Raw genomic sequence first — 15,424 nt, forward strand, 5'->3', positions numbered from 1 at the left:
TGCTTTTTCTTTTACTCACGGTTCAACAAAAGCCAAACCGACAAATATGGATGACGTTTGAAAAAACAGACGTCATCCATAATATGTTTTAGAAATCCGCGTTCAGGCGGCCGTAGTAGTAGGCACCGGTGATTGGCACCTGAAGGGAAAACTGGTCGTAAGGTTGCGCGCCACGGGAGTTGTTGATCTGCGCAACCATGCGGGGTTTGACATCGGAAATGTTGTTGACACCAACCGCCATGTGCCAGTTTTTGTTAAAGCGGTAGCCAATTTCAATATCTGTCATCCAGCGCGGTGTGTTCTTGAACTGGTTGAAGCAGGTATTCGAGTAAGCCAGCTTTCCTCCACTTGCGCAGGGTGTGTTCTGGTTCTGCCAGTCATAGTAGGTCAGCATGGACGTTGTTTCGCCATACCGGGTTTCACGCACGTTAAAGTCCCAGTTTTTGTAACGGTAGAATGCGTTCAGGATAATCTTGCTACGTGGGTAGGCCGTTGTGATGTAGGAAATGTTCTGTGCATTGAGCAAAGGATTACCATTTGTATCCAGTGCATTGTGGTGCAGACGGGTGCGGTTGAGATCAAGCGCCAGTGTCAGCGCCAGAGTGCCGGCCGTGCGGAAGCGGAAGGTATAATCGGCTTTAATATCCAACCCCTGTGTGCGGGTGCTGGCGCCGTTGGTCATGAAGTATGCAGATACGTTGTCGGCAATCAGACCATTGGAAGGGAGCAGATAACCAAGCTGCTCAATGGCCGAAATAGCGCTGTTACCATTGACCGTGCCCCCACCAACAATACGGTCACGCAGGTTGATCTGGTAAACGTCTGCTTCAACATGGAGGCCGCGGATAGGTTCAATCACAACACCACCGCTGGCGCTGACGGAACGTTCCGGTTTAAGCTTGCTGGCGCCCAGTGTGCGGGCTGCCGCTGAATCAACAGGCAACAGGCCGGAAGCACCGTTGGGGTCCACGTTCATGGCGGAATAATGCTGTTCCGGCAGGGTAGGGGCGCGGAAACCCGTGCTAATGGTTCCACGGAAGGCAATGCGCCGCGTCACATCATAACGGGTGGAAACCTTGCCGTTTTCCGCATTGCCGACGTCCGTATAGTGCTCAAAGCGCCCGGCAAAATCCAGGTCCCAGTTTTTAAGCGGATGAAAGTCTCCATCCACGTAGCCGGCCCAGATGTCACGGCTCCAGCTTCCAGCGCTCTGCGGGCCAATGCCTGCATAGCCCTGCGTGCCGCCCAGAAGGTAGGAAGCCGCGTCACCCGCTGTCAGGTCGTATGTTTCCAACCGGTGTTCCGCGCCAAAAGCCAGCAGCATTGGCACTTTTTGAGCGATGTTGAAGTGCCGCCGGAAGTCGAGGTTATTGGTCCATTGCGCAAGCCTGTATGTTTCTGCGCGCACGTTGGTCGGTGTCCAGCCGCAGCCGAGGGATGAATAATTGGCAGATGTGCTATCCAGCGAACAGTCGGACGACAGCATGCCGGTATTGGCGGTGTTTTTATTGCCGATTTTGGTTTCGTCAGCACCGTAAGTGGTGCTCAGATCCCAGTCAAAGCCAAAAAAATCATCGCCCTTAAGGCCGATTGTTGCGGCGTAGTCGTTCTCGCGGATGGTTTCGAGCGGTGAAAAACCGGAAGGGTAATAAGTCGGGGCAATGGTGGGAATACGGTAGTTTTCGTATGCCTCGCCATAACGATGCGCGTAAGTGATCAGGCCATAGAACTGAATGTCGTCGTTAATTTTTTTGCCAAAATCAATAGCAAGGTTTTCCCGCGTTTCTTCCGGGGTGCTCATGATTTTGTTGGAATCAAGCGGCAACTTCATGGCGTTGGCCACTACACCATTATAATAACCTGTGGTGGTCGCACCATCGGGCCAATACCCCAAGAGCCGGTGGTCTTTGGTTTTGACAACGTAATGATCTGTGTGTGTGATCTGGCCTGAAAGGTGAATATAACCATCCTCACCCAGCTTCAAACCGCCATCTGCGTTCAGCTGATACTGCCAACCATCACCATTATAGGCATTGGCTCCGGTCTGGGCTGACATATGCAGGCCGTGGTCATCTTTTTTGGTAATAATGTTCACAACGCCCGCTATGGCATCTGAACCGTACATAGCGGCAGCGCCATCTTCCAGTACTTCAATATGATCAATGGCATTTGCCGGGATCATATTTAAGTCCACACCGGTAGAACCAAACTGGGGGCCAGCGTCCGCAACAATGTTTGCCGTGGAATGGCGGCGCTTGCCATCGACAAGAACCAGCACTTCGTTCGGGTTAAGGCCACGCATCTGGATGGAGGATGTTAGCGCAGCACTATCTGCCGCCATGGCCTGCACATTGATTGATGCGTATGTGCGCACCAATGAATCAGCCAGATTAACCTGACCGGAACGGCGCAATGTTGCGGCCGTTAATACGGTTACAGGAGATGAGCTTTGTCTTGCCTTGCGGTTGGTGGAATGCGTGCCGGTTGAAACATTAACGGTTTCAACGTCCGCGGCGTACAATGCCTTGGTGTTATCCTTTTTACGGGCAGAAGATGTTGACGTTGGCGTAGTAACGCGAGCGGTCGATTCGTTCGTTATTTTAGCGGAATGTTCGTGTGAAGCTTTCCGATGCGTCGTAGCCGTTCCGGTCGTTTCTGCCACAGAAAGCGAAGGCAAAACGGTGCAGAGTGTGGAGGCAAGCAGAGAAAAGCGGCGTGCTAATCGCATATTTCATGTCCCACTTGTAAAGAATTATTACTCGTCCTCCGTATTACATTTCGACATAGAAATGACATAAAAAAACATATCAGCCTTGCCTATTTTGCACACCGTTGCGGAATCGCAACACACGGCTTTCTGCATTGGGCGGGGAACCTTATTGCAGCCATACGGCGTAGTACGTAGCAGTTTGGTTCAGTCGGACCTGCTAATGCTGCATTTCGCTAAGAGTGTTGGGGATCGTCTAAAGGAAGGGGGCATTGCCGCAAAAAGCTATGCTGTTGTGTTTACCGGTATTTACATCGTAACCGCAGGCAATTGGCTCAGGTACAACAAGCTGAGAGCAGGATGCTTACCCTATGTGTTTTCTTTATCGACTTCAATTTTATGGGTGTATTTCTAAATACCCAAGAACCTCAGTTAAGGAGTGTTCAACAAGATCATCGCAAAACGTCACTCCTACAATCTCTGAACTATATTCTTTTTGATAAACAACCTTGGTTTTTTCACCGTCAGAAACAGAATATACTCTACAACGCAATATGGACTGTACGTTTACGCATATGGAAAAATCAGATGGGAATATAGCTTCGTCAATATATTTGAATATATCTTCGCCATCTCTATAAATAGCTTTGTCAATTATTTTAAAAATATTTTTGTAATCCATTTGGAATATGGTTTTGCTTATCCTGCTTTGTTTTCTATATGCAATGGAATTTAATATATAATAAGCCTCTCTTAGAGAGTTATCTTCTTGAGGGTCGCCAATATTATTTCCGGAAATTCTGAAAAAGAGTGTTCCATTTAACCATACACCGCAGTAATCGGTATCGAGTTGTGTCACTATGCAAAATCTATCCCAGTCCCCGAATATTTGCATTTTCCTAGATCCATACGTAAATAGTTTAGTCGTCTTAAATGGTTATGGGGGTATATAATCCTAAAAACCGCGATTTTCTGACATTATCTGCAAAAAGTTGGTCGTATCGATCTCTTCCTTATCACGATGATTTTGTGTTGCACTGTCATCAGTGCGTTTTATTGCTTTGTTTTTTATAACCATACCGCATTTCATCTCAAGGATATTCCCGGCAGGGTGGGCGCGAGGCGAATAAGCCTGATTTTGATCTCAGTGGCTATGATTGATGAATTTGCCTCATCATCATGTTCGAAAAAAACCTACTAGTCTCATTATGCGGTTTATGAATATTCTGTGCCTCTAATTGTTCCATAAATGTGCAGTGTACATTCCAAGATGATTGATTGTCTTCAGGACAAAATCATTATGGCTGCGTGCGCTCTCGGTTAAAAACAGGATTTTCAGACGACATGGGCATTGTTGGTCTTGCGCTGCGGAAGCCCTATACATTTATTGTTGCTGCCATACTTGTTCTTCTTCTGGGTATTTCTTCCATATTCCGCACACCGACCGATATCTTCCCCAATATTGATATTCCGGTCGTGACTGTTGTCTGGTACTACGATGGCCTTTCGGCACCGGAAACCGAAAAACGCATCAGTACTTATACAGAGTTCTCGCACAGCTTTTTTGTCAATAATCTGCGGACGATCGAAAGCCAGACCACACCGGGTCTTGTGTTGCAGAAGCTGTATTTCCAGCCAGGAGTGGACATCGGGGTTGCTCTTGGGCAGACCGTTGCGGCCACGCAATCTATCCGCGCGCAGTTGCCGCCAGGTGTTCAGCCGCCCATTATCATGCAGTACAGTGCGTCCAGCGTGGCGGTCCTCCAGCTCTCCCTCTCTTCTGACAAGCTGACGGAAAGCGAGTTGTATGATTACGGCGTGTATCGTCTGCGGCAGCAGATGGCGCCTGTCCCCGGTACGCTTCTGCCTCCGCCACATGGCGGCAAGATCCGGCAGATCATGGTTGATATTGACCCGACCAAATTGCAGGCAATGAAAATTAGCCCGCTGGATGTCTCCAACGCCATTAACGCCCAGAACCTGACACTCCCGGGTGGGACGGTAAAATTCGGGCCATCCCAATACAACATCCAGATGAACGGTATTCCGTATTTCTCAAAGCAGCTTAACAACATTCCGCTGCGCAAAGACCCGAATACGGGGGCTATCATCCGTATCCGTGACGTTGCGCAGGTCCGTGATGGCTGGGAGGTGCAGCATAATGTGGTCCGCCGGGAAGGGCAGCGCTCGGTTTTGTTGCGGATCATGAAAGCCGGGAACGCGTCCACGCTCGCGGTTGTCAACGCCATGCGCGACACGGTTCTGCCCATTTCGCGCGCTGCAGCGCCTCCGGGCATGAAGATTGATGAGCTGTTTGATCAATCCCTGTTCGTAAAAGCGGCTATCAAGGGCGTGGCATCGGAAGCTGTAATCGCTGGTCTGCTTACGGCGGCCATGATCCTTGCTTTTCTGGCAAGCTGGCGCTCCACGCTAATTGTGGCGGTCTCCATTCCACTTGCCATTCTGTCATCCATTGCCATTCTCTCCGCCACGGGAGAGACGCTGAATCTGATGACATTGGGCGGTCTTGCGCTGGCCGTGGGTATTCTGGTCGATGATGCGACGGTGACGATTGAGAACATCCACCGCCTGCATCATGACGGAGCCGACTTGCGTAAAGCCGTGCTGGATGGTGCGGCGGGCATTGCGTTGCCCACGCTTGTGTCCACACTGGCTATCTCCTGTGTGTTCGTCTCCGTGGAGTTTCTGACGGGGCCATCGCGCTTCCTGTTTACCCCCATGGCGCTTGCCGTGGTGTATGCCATGCTGGCGTCCTACGCCATTAGTCGGACGCTTGTGCCAATCTTTGCTGCCCTACTTCTCCGTTCGGAAGATCAGGCTACAAAGCGCCGTCAGGCAGCGGGAAAGCCCCCCACCATCTTTGAGCGTTTTGGCACGCAATTTGATTCCCGGTTTGAACGCCTGCGCCACCGTTATGAGAAAACATTGTCCGGCCTCATGCACAGCGCGTGGAAAATCCCGGCCATAGGCGGCGCTTTTGTTCTGGGCGCGGTGCTTCTTGCAACGCAGGTGGGGCAGGACTTTTTTCCAAGCATTGATGCGGGGGAGTTCAAGCTTCATGTCCGCGCGCCTGCCGGAACGCGGATTGAAACGACAGAACGGATTTTTGATCAGGTCGAGGACACCATTCGGGAGGTGGTTCCCCAAAACGAGCGGGAAATGGTGCTTGATGATATCGGCATTCCCTTTCGTTATTCCATGCCGTTTGATGATGGTTCGACCATTGGCCCGAATGATGGGCAGATCATGGTGGCATTGAAGGAAAACCATCGGCCCACAGCACAGTATGTCAACCGTTTACGCACGGTTCTGGCCAAGCGTTTCCCCGATGTTGTGTTCTATTTCCAGCCTGCTGACATGGTGACGCAGATCCTGAACTTTGGGCTGACATCCCAGATTGACGTGCGGATCACTGGGTATGATCAGGCGAACAACCGTGTGGTCATGGGCCGGATTATGGAGGACATGCGCCATGTAAGCGGCCTGGTGGATGTGCACCTGCACCAGCAGTTAGCCGCCCCGGCGCTGAACATTGCGATCGACCGCGAACGCGCACAGGACCTTAATCTGGTGCTGAACGATGTGGCGCGTAGCGTCATGGTCTCGCAGGCGTCATCCAACACGGTTACACCCAACTTCTGGCCTGACCCGCAGATGGGCACACTTTACCCGGTTGCCGTGCAGACGCCGCAGTATCAGGTCAACACGGTTGATGATCTGGGCAAACTGGTCGTGGCAGGCAATGCGTCACAGGCCACTGCCATTCCAACCCTGTTGAGGAATGTGGCAACCATTGAGCGCACGGTTGCGCCAGACGTGATCTCTCACAGCAATATCCAGCCGGTTCTGGACATAGACGCCAGTGCGGAGGACCGTGACCTTGGCAGTATTGCCCGGGATATTGGGAAGATTATCGAGCGCCATAAAAAAGAACTGAAAACCGGCAACAGCATTGAGGTGGCAGGGCAGATTGATAGCATGAACACATCGTTCACGCGTCTTGAAATCGGCCTGCTGGTGGCGGCGGTTGTGGTTTATCTGCTGATGGTCGTGAACTTCCAGTCTTTCATGGACCCGCTGGTGGTCATACTGGGGCTGCCGGGTGCCATGTGCGGCATTGTGCTCATGCTTTTCGTTACGGGAACAACCTTCTCCGTGCCCTCACTTATGGGGGCAATCATGAGCGTTGGCGTGGCGAGTGCGAATTCCATCCTGCTTGTCACGTTTGCCAAGGAAAGCCGTGCCCATGGCATGAACGCCATGGAGGCCGCCATGGAAGCCGGGCGGGAGCGCCTGAGGCCCATTTTGATGACATCGCTGGCCATGGTCATTGGCATGCTGCCGATGTCCCTCGGTCTGGGGGATGGTGGTGAGCAGAACGCACCTCTGGGCCGCGCCGTAATTGGTGGGTTGATGATTGGCACCTGCACCACGCTTTTTGTTGTCCCGTGGCTCTATAGCCGTCTGCGCCGCCGTGAAAGCCGCATGCTTGAGGAATACGAGAATGTCTGATTCCACTCTCTCCCGTTCCGGCGCAGGCCGTCGCCCTCTTTCTGCGGGGCTGGTGGCAGGGCTGGGTGTTATGGTTGCCGTTGGCTATGGCGTTTACGCCCATATCGAGCGTGCGCATGCGGTTACGGCAACAGCAGAGGAACGCGCCCGGCAGGTTCCGGATGTGCGAACCATGATCGCGCGAGCCTCCACACAACCTCTGCCCCTGGACCTGCCGGGCGAGACAGTAGGGATTGAAACCACACCCATTGGTGCCCGTGCTTCGGGCTATATTGAGAAGCGGTTTGTCGATATTGGAACACCTGTGCGCGCAGGGCAGGTGCTGGCTATTATTCGGGCGCCTGAGCTTGATCATCGCGTTGAGCAGGCACAGGCCACGCTGGCGCAGGCGCGCGCCAATCTGGCTCTGGCGCAGATTACCGCCCACCGCTCTAGTGGTCTGGTTGGGGGAGGGGCAGTTAGCCGGCAGAATTTCGATGTCGATCGATTGACACAAAATGCCCGGCAGGCCGAGCAGAAAGCCGCCGATGCTGTTCTGGCGGAAAGCGCACAACGTCAGGCCTACACAACAGTAACGGCACCTTATGACGGTGTGGTGACGGCCAGGAATATTGAAGCAGGCGATCTGGTCAGTGCCGATAACGCCACTGCACGCCCCCTGTTTGTGGTTACCCGCACCGACCGGTTGCGCGTACGTGTCCATGTTCCACAAGATGCTGCACTGACTGTTAAAGTGGGTGAGCCGGCCTCCATTGTGGTGCCGGAGCGTCCGGGCCAGACCTTTACAGGCACAGTAACGCGCACAGGCCATGCCTTGGAACCGGGGAGCCGTATGCTGCCTGTTGAAATCGAAATTGATAATCATGACAGCCGCCTGACAGCCGGATTGTATGCGGAAATCCATTTTGACCTGCCACGGGCAGCCCCCGTTATTATGGTGCCCTCAGAAGCACTCAACTACGAGGCCGATGGCCTGTCTGTGGAAACTGTTGAGGCAGATAACAAGGTTGTGGTCCGCAAGGTCAGGATTGGTCGGGATTATGGCGATCACCTGGAAATTCTGGATGGTTTGCCCGATGGCAGCCAGCTTGTAGTCCATCCGCCTTCTGCCTTGCATGAGGGAAGCATTGTGGCCCCTCAACTCGACAAATCGCTGAAGGTGCTCTGATCGTGCGGGGTTCTTCTGTGTGTGGAGCGCTGCTGCTGACTCTTCTTGGTGGCTGCACCATGATCCCGAACTATCACAAACCGGAGGCTCCTGTTGCCGATGGCTGGCCACAGGGGCCGGGGAAGGGCGTTGCCGGGCAGGATGCCTCTGCGCTCCTGCAAGACTGGCGGTCTTTTTATCGGGACCCAGTGATGCAAACCCTGATTGCGAGCGCGTTGGAGAATAACCGCGACCTGCGTATAGCCCAGCAGCAGGCTGCGGCTGCCAGTTCCCAGTTTGATATAGAAAACGCGGCTCTCTTTCCAACACTCAATGGCACTGCCGGTGCCAATATCCAGAAAATGAACTCTCATATCTGGAGCCTCTCACAGACAAATGAGCCGATTTACATGCGGCAATACGCTGTGGGGTTTGGTGTTTCCGCCTACGAGGTAGACCTGTGGGGGCGCATACGCAGTGCCTCCCGGGCTTCGTTTGATCACTATATGGCCAGTGCGCTGAAGCAGCAGGCCATGCGCCTGAGCATTATTTCCAGTGTAGCAACGGCCATGCTGAACTGGGTGGCTAATACGCAAGCATTGGCTTTAACACAGGCGGTTCTTGCCAACAGGCAGCACACTTACGATCTGGTCAGGCAGACGGTGGATGTTGGCACCGGAACGCAACTGGATGTTGCAGAGGCTGAATCTGCCCTGCATGATGTGGAAACGAATGTTGAGATTTACACCCGCCAGAAGGCCGAAGCGTTTAACCAGTTGACCCTCCTTGTGGGGATGCCGTTATCGGATGCGACCGTGCAATCTCTCAACACACGAGCATCCCTTGATTCTGTCAGTGCTTTTCCTGATGTGCCCGCGGGTTTACCTTCGGAGATGATTGCACGTCGGCCGGATATTCGTGCTGCGGAAGCTGAACTGCGTGCTGCCAATGATGACATTGGTGCGGCCCGTGCCGAATTTTTCCCGAAAATTCAAATTACTGCTGCTAATGGCACGGCAAGCAACAATATCACGCGCCTGTTCCAGAGCGGTATGGGGGCGTGGAACGTAGCGCCGCAGATTACCGTGCCTTTGTTTGATGCAGGCCGCTTAATGGCTCAGTTAAAGCAGGCCCATAGCCGCAAACGTGAGGAAATAGCGCGGTATGAAAAAGCTATTCAGCAGAGCTTCCGGGAGGTGGCGGATGCCCTGATCGGGCGGGAAACATATGTGCGGCAGACAACCGCACAGCAAAATGCCGTTGCCGCCAACAAGCGGCAGTATGCTCTGGCGTTGCAGCGCTACAAAGCCGGGTATGACCCTTATCTGGAGACGCTTGTGGCACAGAGAGCGCTCTATACGGCGCAATTAAGCGCGATTACGACGCAGCTTCAGGCTCTCTCTAACAATGTGACCTTGTACAAGACCTTAGGGGGCGGTTGGGGCCAGATCATACGGCCCCCTAAAACGCGGCTCGCAGATCATATTCTCTGATCATGCGTTACGGATAAGGGGAGCGGAGCACTGCTCTGCCCACCCTTATGGAGCTGTATCAACCAGAACCACTTCTGCGTCTGTGAGTGCCCGCACCTTTAGGATATCCGTATCCGCAATTGCAGCGCCATCACGCTCGTGCACGGTCTGGCCCTCTATCTCGACAGCGCCTTTGGCAACGACAAGATAAGCCAGCCTTTCGATACCCAGATGGTATTCGGTGGCCTCGTCCTTCCTCAACGTTGCACCCAGCACACGTGCATCGGTGTGAATGGGAAGGGCGTCACCGTCATTCTGGTAACCCGATGCCAGAGTAACGAACCTGCCTGCACGGTCGTCTTTTGGAAAAGCGCGGGTGCCCCATGATGGGGCATGCCCGGCCCGGTTCGGCATGATCCAGATCTGGAAGATACGGGTGGTTTCATCCTCCAGATTATGTTCGCTGTGCCGGATCCCGGTGCCTGCGGACATAACCTGCACATCCCCTGCAACAGTGCGCCCTTTGTTGCCCAGACTATCCTGATGAGTAATCGCACCTTCCCGCACATAGGTAATGATTTCCATGTTCTCATGCGGGTGAGTGCCAAAGCCCGTGCCCGGGGCAATGGTATCATCATTCCAGACGCGTAGAGCGCCCCAGTTCATGCGTGCGGGATCATAATAATTGGCGAAGGAAAAGTGGTGTTTTGCATCCAGCCAGCCATGGTTGGCGTGGCCGAGTTTGTTATAGGGACGGACTTCAATCATGGTCTGTTTTCTCCTGATCAATCGTGTGATGTTTTTCTGGGATCAGGTTATTCGCAGTGCAGGATATTAGATATGGCAATCATGGAAAGGTATTGTTTCTGATTTTGGCATACAGCATGGCGACAGGCGACTGAAAACAAGATATGGAAACTGTAACCATCAACTGTTTCTCAGGGCAATATCATGCGCCTTCCTGACTTTGAAGCATGGGCTATTTTTGCAAAAGTGGCTGAACTGGGGTCGTTTGCCAGAGCGGCAGAAGACATCCAGCTTTCAAAACCCACCGTCTCCAAAGCCATAGGGCGCTTGGAGCAGGCTCTTGGGGTAGCACTTTTCAGCCGTAATTCCCGCCATATCTCCCTGACAGAAACAGGGCGGACGCTACTGGGGCATGCCAACCGTATTCTGGCAGAAGCAGAGGCAGCGGAAACAGAGGCCAGAGGGGGCACACAGCGCCCATCCGGTCTTATCAGGATTGCAGCCCCCATGACATTTGGCATCCGCCATCTGTCCCCCGTTCTGCCTGCTTTTCTTGCACAGTATCCGGATATTGATATTACGGTTGATTTTAGTGATGCACTCGTGGACCTTGTGGCCGATGGGTATGATGTTGCATTGCGTATTGCCTCCCTTGCAGATTCATCCCTGCGGGCCCGCAAACTGTGTGAAGTCCGGCTGCTGCTGGCGGCGAGCCCCGAGTATCTGGACCGGGTAGGGCGTCCTACTCACCCGCGTGATCTGGAGGGGCAGAAGAGTTTTGTTTACACCAATACTTCCGCCCCCGGAAAAGTTCGGCTTCGGCAGATTAAAAGCGGGAACGAGTTTGTTCTAACGCAGACATCCCGCTTCCGGGCGGATAATGCCGTGGCTTTTCTGCCTGCTCTTGCCGCAGGTCTGGGGTTTGGTGTGTTCCCTGAATTTATGGTGGGGGAAGGGTTGGCGTCCGGCCAGTTTGAACGGGTATTACCCGATTGGGAGGCTCCAGCTATTGCGCTGTATCTGGTCACACCGTCCAGTTCGCTCAGGCCCGTGCGGGTGACAGCGCTACTTGACTATCTGGTGGAATGCTTTGGTCAGGCTGAATGGGTCGGGTGCGTTTAATCGCCCAGTGTCCCTATTAATCTGTGTGAGTTCAAAAAACGATAAATAACGTCATATCAATAAAACTCCCCGTATCAGCATGGAACCGATACGGGGAGAGGTGGCAGGCCCGTGGCCTGCCAATGTGTTGTCAGCTCAGTTTTTTTGCAATTCCCGCAACGTGCTGACCGAGGAATCTGGCCCCGTCCAGTTCGTTAGCACTTGGCTGGCGTGACCCGTCACCCGCGGCAATCGTCGTGGCACCGTAAGGTGAACCACCAGTTACTTCATCCAGCTTGAGCTGGCCCTGAAAGCTGTAGGGCAGACCACTAATGAGCATGCCGTGGTGGATCAGGTTGGACATCAGGGAATACAGAGTTGTCTCCTGCCCGCCATGCTGGGATGCGGTTGAGGTAAAGACAGCGCCAACCTTGCCGATCAGTGCCCCTTTGAGCCACAGCCCGCCAGTCTGGTCCCAAAAATTTGCCATTTGGGCCGGAAGACGCCCAAACCGCGTGGGGGCACCAATAATGATCGCGTCATAATTGGGCAGGTCGTCCGTTGTTGCAACCGGTGCGCCCTGCTCCGTTTTAAAGTGGTGTGCCCTGGCAACATCTTCAGGCACCAGTTCCGGAACCCGCTTGATATCGACCTCAAGGCCCGCGGCCCGGACCCCTTCGGCCACGGCATTGGCCATGGTTTCGATGTGTCCGTAAGAGGAGTAATAAAGAACAAGAACTTTAGCCACCTTGGAATCCTCCGTTGGTGTTGAAAACAGTTTCCGTAACGTGTTCAGAAACGCCATGACGATACGTCCTGTGTAAGGGATGGATAGGTCAAAGCTGGAAACTCTCAGTTTCCGATTTTGGCATGGAGTAGTTTCAGGATTTTATGCGTGAAGTGCCCGCAGAGGCGTTTTTCATCACGGCATCAAGCGAAAAACGGCCGGGACCCGCCGCTGCAAGGGCCAGAAACCCACCAGAAATACTGAAATTTTTATAAAAATGAATCCACATGTCGTACCGCTCCATGCCTGAAAATGTCCAGTAATGGTGGCCGATAAACGCCGTGACGATCGTGTAGAGCGCGAAAAGAATAGCAATGGGTGAGGTCAGGCGCCCCAGTGCGACAAACAGGCCTAAACCCAGTTCAACCAGAATGGCCATAATGGAAGACAGGTAAGGCAAAGGCGCGCCTGTTGCCGTCATGTAAGCGACTGTGCCTGAAAAACCAGTCAGTTTTCCCCAGCCCATCAAGACAAAAAGCGTGGCAAGGAGCAGGCGGGATGCAAGGAGGATCAGATCACGCAGGAGAGGTGAAGTCATGGCGGCATATCTTTCATCAAAAGAAAAGCAGCGGGTTCTGTGCTGCCGGTGCCTGTTTTTAAGAGCCTTTAAAGGTGCAATAAATAGAAATGGAACAAACACAATGTTTCCATTTATTGTCTTTTGTGGGTGTGGGCTGGCCCAGCCACCAAAGAGATGGTGTGCATGGGAGGCTGGCAAATGGGGTGGTTTCAGGTGGGCTGATTATGGGCCAAGCGGTCTAAAAAATAGCTATATAGTCATCTGCCTCTTCCCGCAGCTCTGTTCTGCCTGAAGGGAGTAGGTCTGACCGCGAGGCTAGAGTTCTGCCGGTAATGGGAACGTGAGACAGCCCCCAGACACAGAAGAACCGGCAGGCGAGGCAAAAAGCCCGCTGCTGGTTTCTGAGCCGCGATGTGAGGGCAGGGATGTCATGAACCTGCTATCGTCGCAGCAGGGCGGATGTTCAACCAGATGGGCGTGCGAAGAACATCTGGTGTTTCAGCCGCCATGCGCCGTAACATCAACATCTACGCCTACTTCGAGTGCCACCCACTGGCCCGTGGTCCAGGGACCAATACCCACATTGAACACGGAGCGGACGAGCTGAAGATGGCCTTTGGCATGCAGGGCAGAGCCTGCAATGTCGATGGTGAGGGGAAGGGTAACGGGTTTGCTGACCCCTTTGATGGTCAATGTGCCTTCGGCGTCATAAGTATTGCCGCCTTTGGCCTTGAAGTCTTTTACTTCAAAAAGTGCTGACGGAAATTCTTTGGTGTCAAACCAGTCATGTCCGGGCAAGGCGCCATCACGCTGGCTGTCCCCTGTTATGGCGCTTGCCATGTCGATGCTGATCTTTGCGTGACCCGCTTCAGGGTGGGCCGGATCAAACGAGATCGTGCCATCATACTTCCCGAAATGCCCTTCGAATGCCCGGCCGGTCTGGGTCCCGGCAAAGCCCAGCGTGCCGTTGCCCGAAGCAAGTGTCCAGTCGGCAGCAAAGGTCGGGGCTGAGAGCAGGAGACCAGCTACAGTAGCGACTGGTAGAAACTTGTGAAAGGCCTTCATGGGGTTTCTCCCTTGTGGCGAGGTGTGGAGGATGCACGAAAGGACGGCAGAATCTGACGAAGAACATGGTCGTGCAGCACGAACTGATGCCTGAGAGCGGCTGCAATATGCAGCATGATCAGAGCCAGCAATCCCCACGAGGCCCAGTGGTGGATCATCTTCAGCGCGGTTTCGACCGGTGCCTTGTCAGGCAAGGTCGACAGCACGGGAAGGTCGGGCCATGGCACCGTGCCGAACAGCACGGTCGGAATACCCAGCACTGAGACAGAGACCATTGCCCAGCCACTCAGGGGTAGCAGCACCTGCAGGCCATAAAGTGCGGTATGGGCAAGACGCGCGGCTGTTTTTTCAATCGGCGGCATGTCGCCCGGCAAAGGTGGGGCTTGGTGCGTCAGGCGCCAGCCGATACGCAGCAGGATCAGGAACATCACGCTAATGCCGATGGATTTGTGCAGCTGATAGAGCTGGAACACACGCATCGTATCGAGGTGGAGATGGTCCATGACCAGACCCATCGCGATCAGGGTCAGTATTCCCAGCGCGATCAACCAGTGAAGGATGATCGCGACTGTGGAATACCGCGTGGTCCCGCTCGCTGCGCGTGCGGGCGTTGGCATGGTATTTAGCCCTGTTTTTCAAACGCGCCGGCAATGCGCAGCTGCACTTCATCCGACACGTAGGGCACGTACATTTTTACGCCAAAATCGCTGCGCTGGATGGTGCCGGTGGCTTCAAACCCGGTGGTGTATTTCTTGTCCAGTGCGTTTACGCCCGCACCGATAAAATGCACTTTCAGGGTTTCAGGCTGTGTGACGCCGTGCAGGGTCAGGTTGCCGGTCACAACCGCATCATTCCGGCCGGTAATGCGGACAGACGTGGATTCAAACGTGGCATTGGGGAACTTTGCAGCATCGAACCACTGGTCACCCTTGAGCTCATCATTGAGCTTGGCGCTGGTTGTCTGCACGGAATCAACCGGAATAGTCACGGACAGCCTGGAAGCGGATGGGGTCTTGGTGTTCAGTGTCAGTGTGCCCGAAACGTTGGAGAACACACCAAGATAATTGGTGAAACCAAAATGCAGAACGGAAAAACCGACCTGTGTGTGCCCCGGTTCAACATCATACGTGCCGGACTGTGCCTGCGTGGCGTTGGTAACAACCTGCGCAAAGGCCGGATTGCCTGCGAGCAGGCCAAAGGCAAGAGCAGCGGCGGGGAGAGAAAGAAGGCTGTATTTCATGGGATCATACTCCGGTTGGTCATAACAAACTCGTTTGAAAAACAGTGCGGTCATGCTCGGAGGGGCATGGCGTGCGCTGTTCCGCTGAGTTCTTCATTACCGTCG

General features: G+C 53.7%; 12 protein-coding genes. 4 read left to right on the forward strand and 8 right to left on the reverse strand.

Features of this window, described 5'->3' with window-relative positions:
* Positions 1–88: 88 nt before the first annotated feature.
* Both ACSYTG_RS06015 and ACSYTG_RS06020 read right to left on the reverse strand, forming a co-directional pair.
* Entirely contained in the window at positions 89–2,728 is a 2,640-nt protein-coding gene (locus ACSYTG_RS06015) for a TonB-dependent receptor plug domain-containing protein (RefSeq protein WP_095350545.1), read from the reverse strand.
* Positions 2,729–3,104: 376 nt separating this feature from the next.
* Positions 3,105–3,566 carry an Imm42 family immunity protein gene (locus tag ACSYTG_RS06020; RefSeq protein ID WP_491706456.1) on the reverse strand — a complete coding sequence of 154 codons (462 nt, stop codon included), beginning with the start codon at positions 3,564–3,566 and terminating at the stop codon, positions 3,105–3,107.
* A gap of 485 nt (positions 3,567–4,051) precedes the next feature.
* Between ACSYTG_RS06020 and ACSYTG_RS06025 the strand changes: the two genes are divergently transcribed.
* Genes ACSYTG_RS06025 through ACSYTG_RS06035 form a run of 3 tightly spaced genes read left to right on the forward strand, consistent with a single transcriptional unit; the run spans position 4,052 to position 9,880 of the window.
* A complete protein-coding gene (locus ACSYTG_RS06025; protein ID WP_489783865.1) occupies positions 4,052–7,240 on the forward strand; it encodes an efflux RND transporter permease subunit in 3,189 nt (1,062 codons plus the stop codon).
* Positions 7,233–8,408: an efflux RND transporter periplasmic adaptor subunit gene (locus ACSYTG_RS06030; protein WP_489783866.1), complete on the forward strand. Its 1,176-nt coding sequence runs from the start codon at positions 7,233–7,235 to the stop codon at positions 8,406–8,408. The genes ACSYTG_RS06025 and ACSYTG_RS06030 overlap by 8 nt, the downstream gene beginning before the upstream one ends.
* Positions 8,409–8,410: 2 nt before the next feature.
* A complete protein-coding gene (locus ACSYTG_RS06035) occupies positions 8,411–9,880 on the forward strand; it encodes an efflux transporter outer membrane subunit (RefSeq protein ID WP_489783867.1) in 1,470 nt (489 codons plus the stop codon).
* A gap of 45 nt (positions 9,881–9,925) precedes the next feature.
* Here the strand turns inward: ACSYTG_RS06035 and ACSYTG_RS06040 are convergent, their stop codons facing one another.
* On the reverse strand, positions 9,926–10,627 hold the full coding sequence (locus ACSYTG_RS06040; protein WP_489783868.1) for a pirin family protein: 702 nt from the start codon (positions 10,625–10,627) through the stop codon (positions 9,926–9,928).
* A 183-nt stretch (positions 10,628–10,810) separates the two neighbouring features.
* Here ACSYTG_RS06040 and ACSYTG_RS06045 point away from each other — a divergent pair, with 183 nt between their 5' ends.
* Positions 10,811–11,728, forward strand: a complete 918-nt coding sequence (locus ACSYTG_RS06045; protein ID WP_086646853.1) for a LysR family transcriptional regulator — start codon at positions 10,811–10,813, stop codon at positions 11,726–11,728.
* A 130-nt stretch (positions 11,729–11,858) separates the two neighbouring features.
* Here the strand turns inward: ACSYTG_RS06045 and wrbA are convergent, their stop codons facing one another.
* The 5 genes from wrbA to ACSYTG_RS06070 form a co-directional block, all read right to left on the reverse strand.
* The gene (gene wrbA, locus ACSYTG_RS06050; RefSeq protein WP_253529641.1) at positions 11,859–12,455 is read right to left on the reverse strand and encodes an NAD(P)H:quinone oxidoreductase; all 597 of its coding nucleotides are present in this window, start codon (positions 12,453–12,455) and stop codon (positions 11,859–11,861) included.
* Positions 12,456–12,588: 133 nt separating this feature from the next.
* Positions 12,589–13,032 (reverse strand): DoxX family protein, encoded by a 444-nt coding sequence (locus ACSYTG_RS06055; protein ID WP_489783869.1) that lies wholly within the window; start codon positions 13,030–13,032, stop codon positions 12,589–12,591.
* 480 nt (positions 13,033–13,512) lie between these two features.
* Entirely contained in the window at positions 13,513–14,079 is a 567-nt protein-coding gene (locus tag ACSYTG_RS06060) for a YceI family protein (RefSeq protein ID WP_489783870.1), read from the reverse strand.
* Complete coding sequence (locus ACSYTG_RS06065; RefSeq protein WP_489783871.1) at positions 14,076–14,696, reverse strand: cytochrome b; 621 nt, start codon at positions 14,694–14,696, stop codon at positions 14,076–14,078. The genes ACSYTG_RS06060 and ACSYTG_RS06065 overlap by 4 nt, the downstream gene beginning before the upstream one ends.
* Before the next feature lie 5 nt (positions 14,697–14,701).
* Positions 14,702–15,319, reverse strand: a complete 618-nt coding sequence (locus ACSYTG_RS06070; protein ID WP_489783872.1) for a YceI family protein — start codon at positions 15,317–15,319, stop codon at positions 14,702–14,704.
* Between the last annotated feature and the right edge of the window lie 105 nt (positions 15,320–15,424).

Source organism: Acetobacter sp. ESL1128 (assembly GCF_058505085.1).

Excerpts from the sequence above, each read along its gene's own strand:
- ACSYTG_RS06070 (WP_489783872.1), bottom strand. The coding sequence starts at position 15,319 with ATGAAATACAGCCTTCTTTCTCTCCCCGCCGCTGCTCTTGCCTTTGGC.
- ACSYTG_RS06060 (WP_489783870.1), bottom strand. The coding sequence starts at position 14,079 with ATGAAGGCCTTTCACAAGTTTCTACCAGTCGCTACTGTAGCTGGTCTC.
- ACSYTG_RS06055 (WP_489783869.1), bottom strand. The coding sequence starts at position 13,032 with ATGACTTCACCTCTCCTGCGTGATCTGATCCTCCTTGCATCCCGCCTG.
- ACSYTG_RS06040 (WP_489783868.1), bottom strand. The coding sequence starts at position 10,627 with ATGATTGAAGTCCGTCCCTATAACAAACTCGGCCACGCCAACCATGGC.
- ACSYTG_RS06030 (WP_489783866.1), top strand. The coding sequence starts at position 7,233 with ATGTCTGATTCCACTCTCTCCCGTTCCGGCGCAGGCCGTCGCCCTCTT.
- ACSYTG_RS06065 (WP_489783871.1), bottom strand. The coding sequence starts at position 14,696 with ATGCCAACGCCCGCACGCGCAGCGAGCGGGACCACGCGGTATTCCACA.
- ACSYTG_RS06045 (WP_086646853.1), top strand. The coding sequence starts at position 10,811 with ATGCGCCTTCCTGACTTTGAAGCATGGGCTATTTTTGCAAAAGTGGCT.
- ACSYTG_RS06015 (WP_095350545.1), bottom strand. The coding sequence starts at position 2,728 with ATGCGATTAGCACGCCGCTTTTCTCTGCTTGCCTCCACACTCTGCACC.
- ACSYTG_RS06025 (WP_489783865.1), top strand. The coding sequence starts at position 4,052 with ATGGGCATTGTTGGTCTTGCGCTGCGGAAGCCCTATACATTTATTGTT.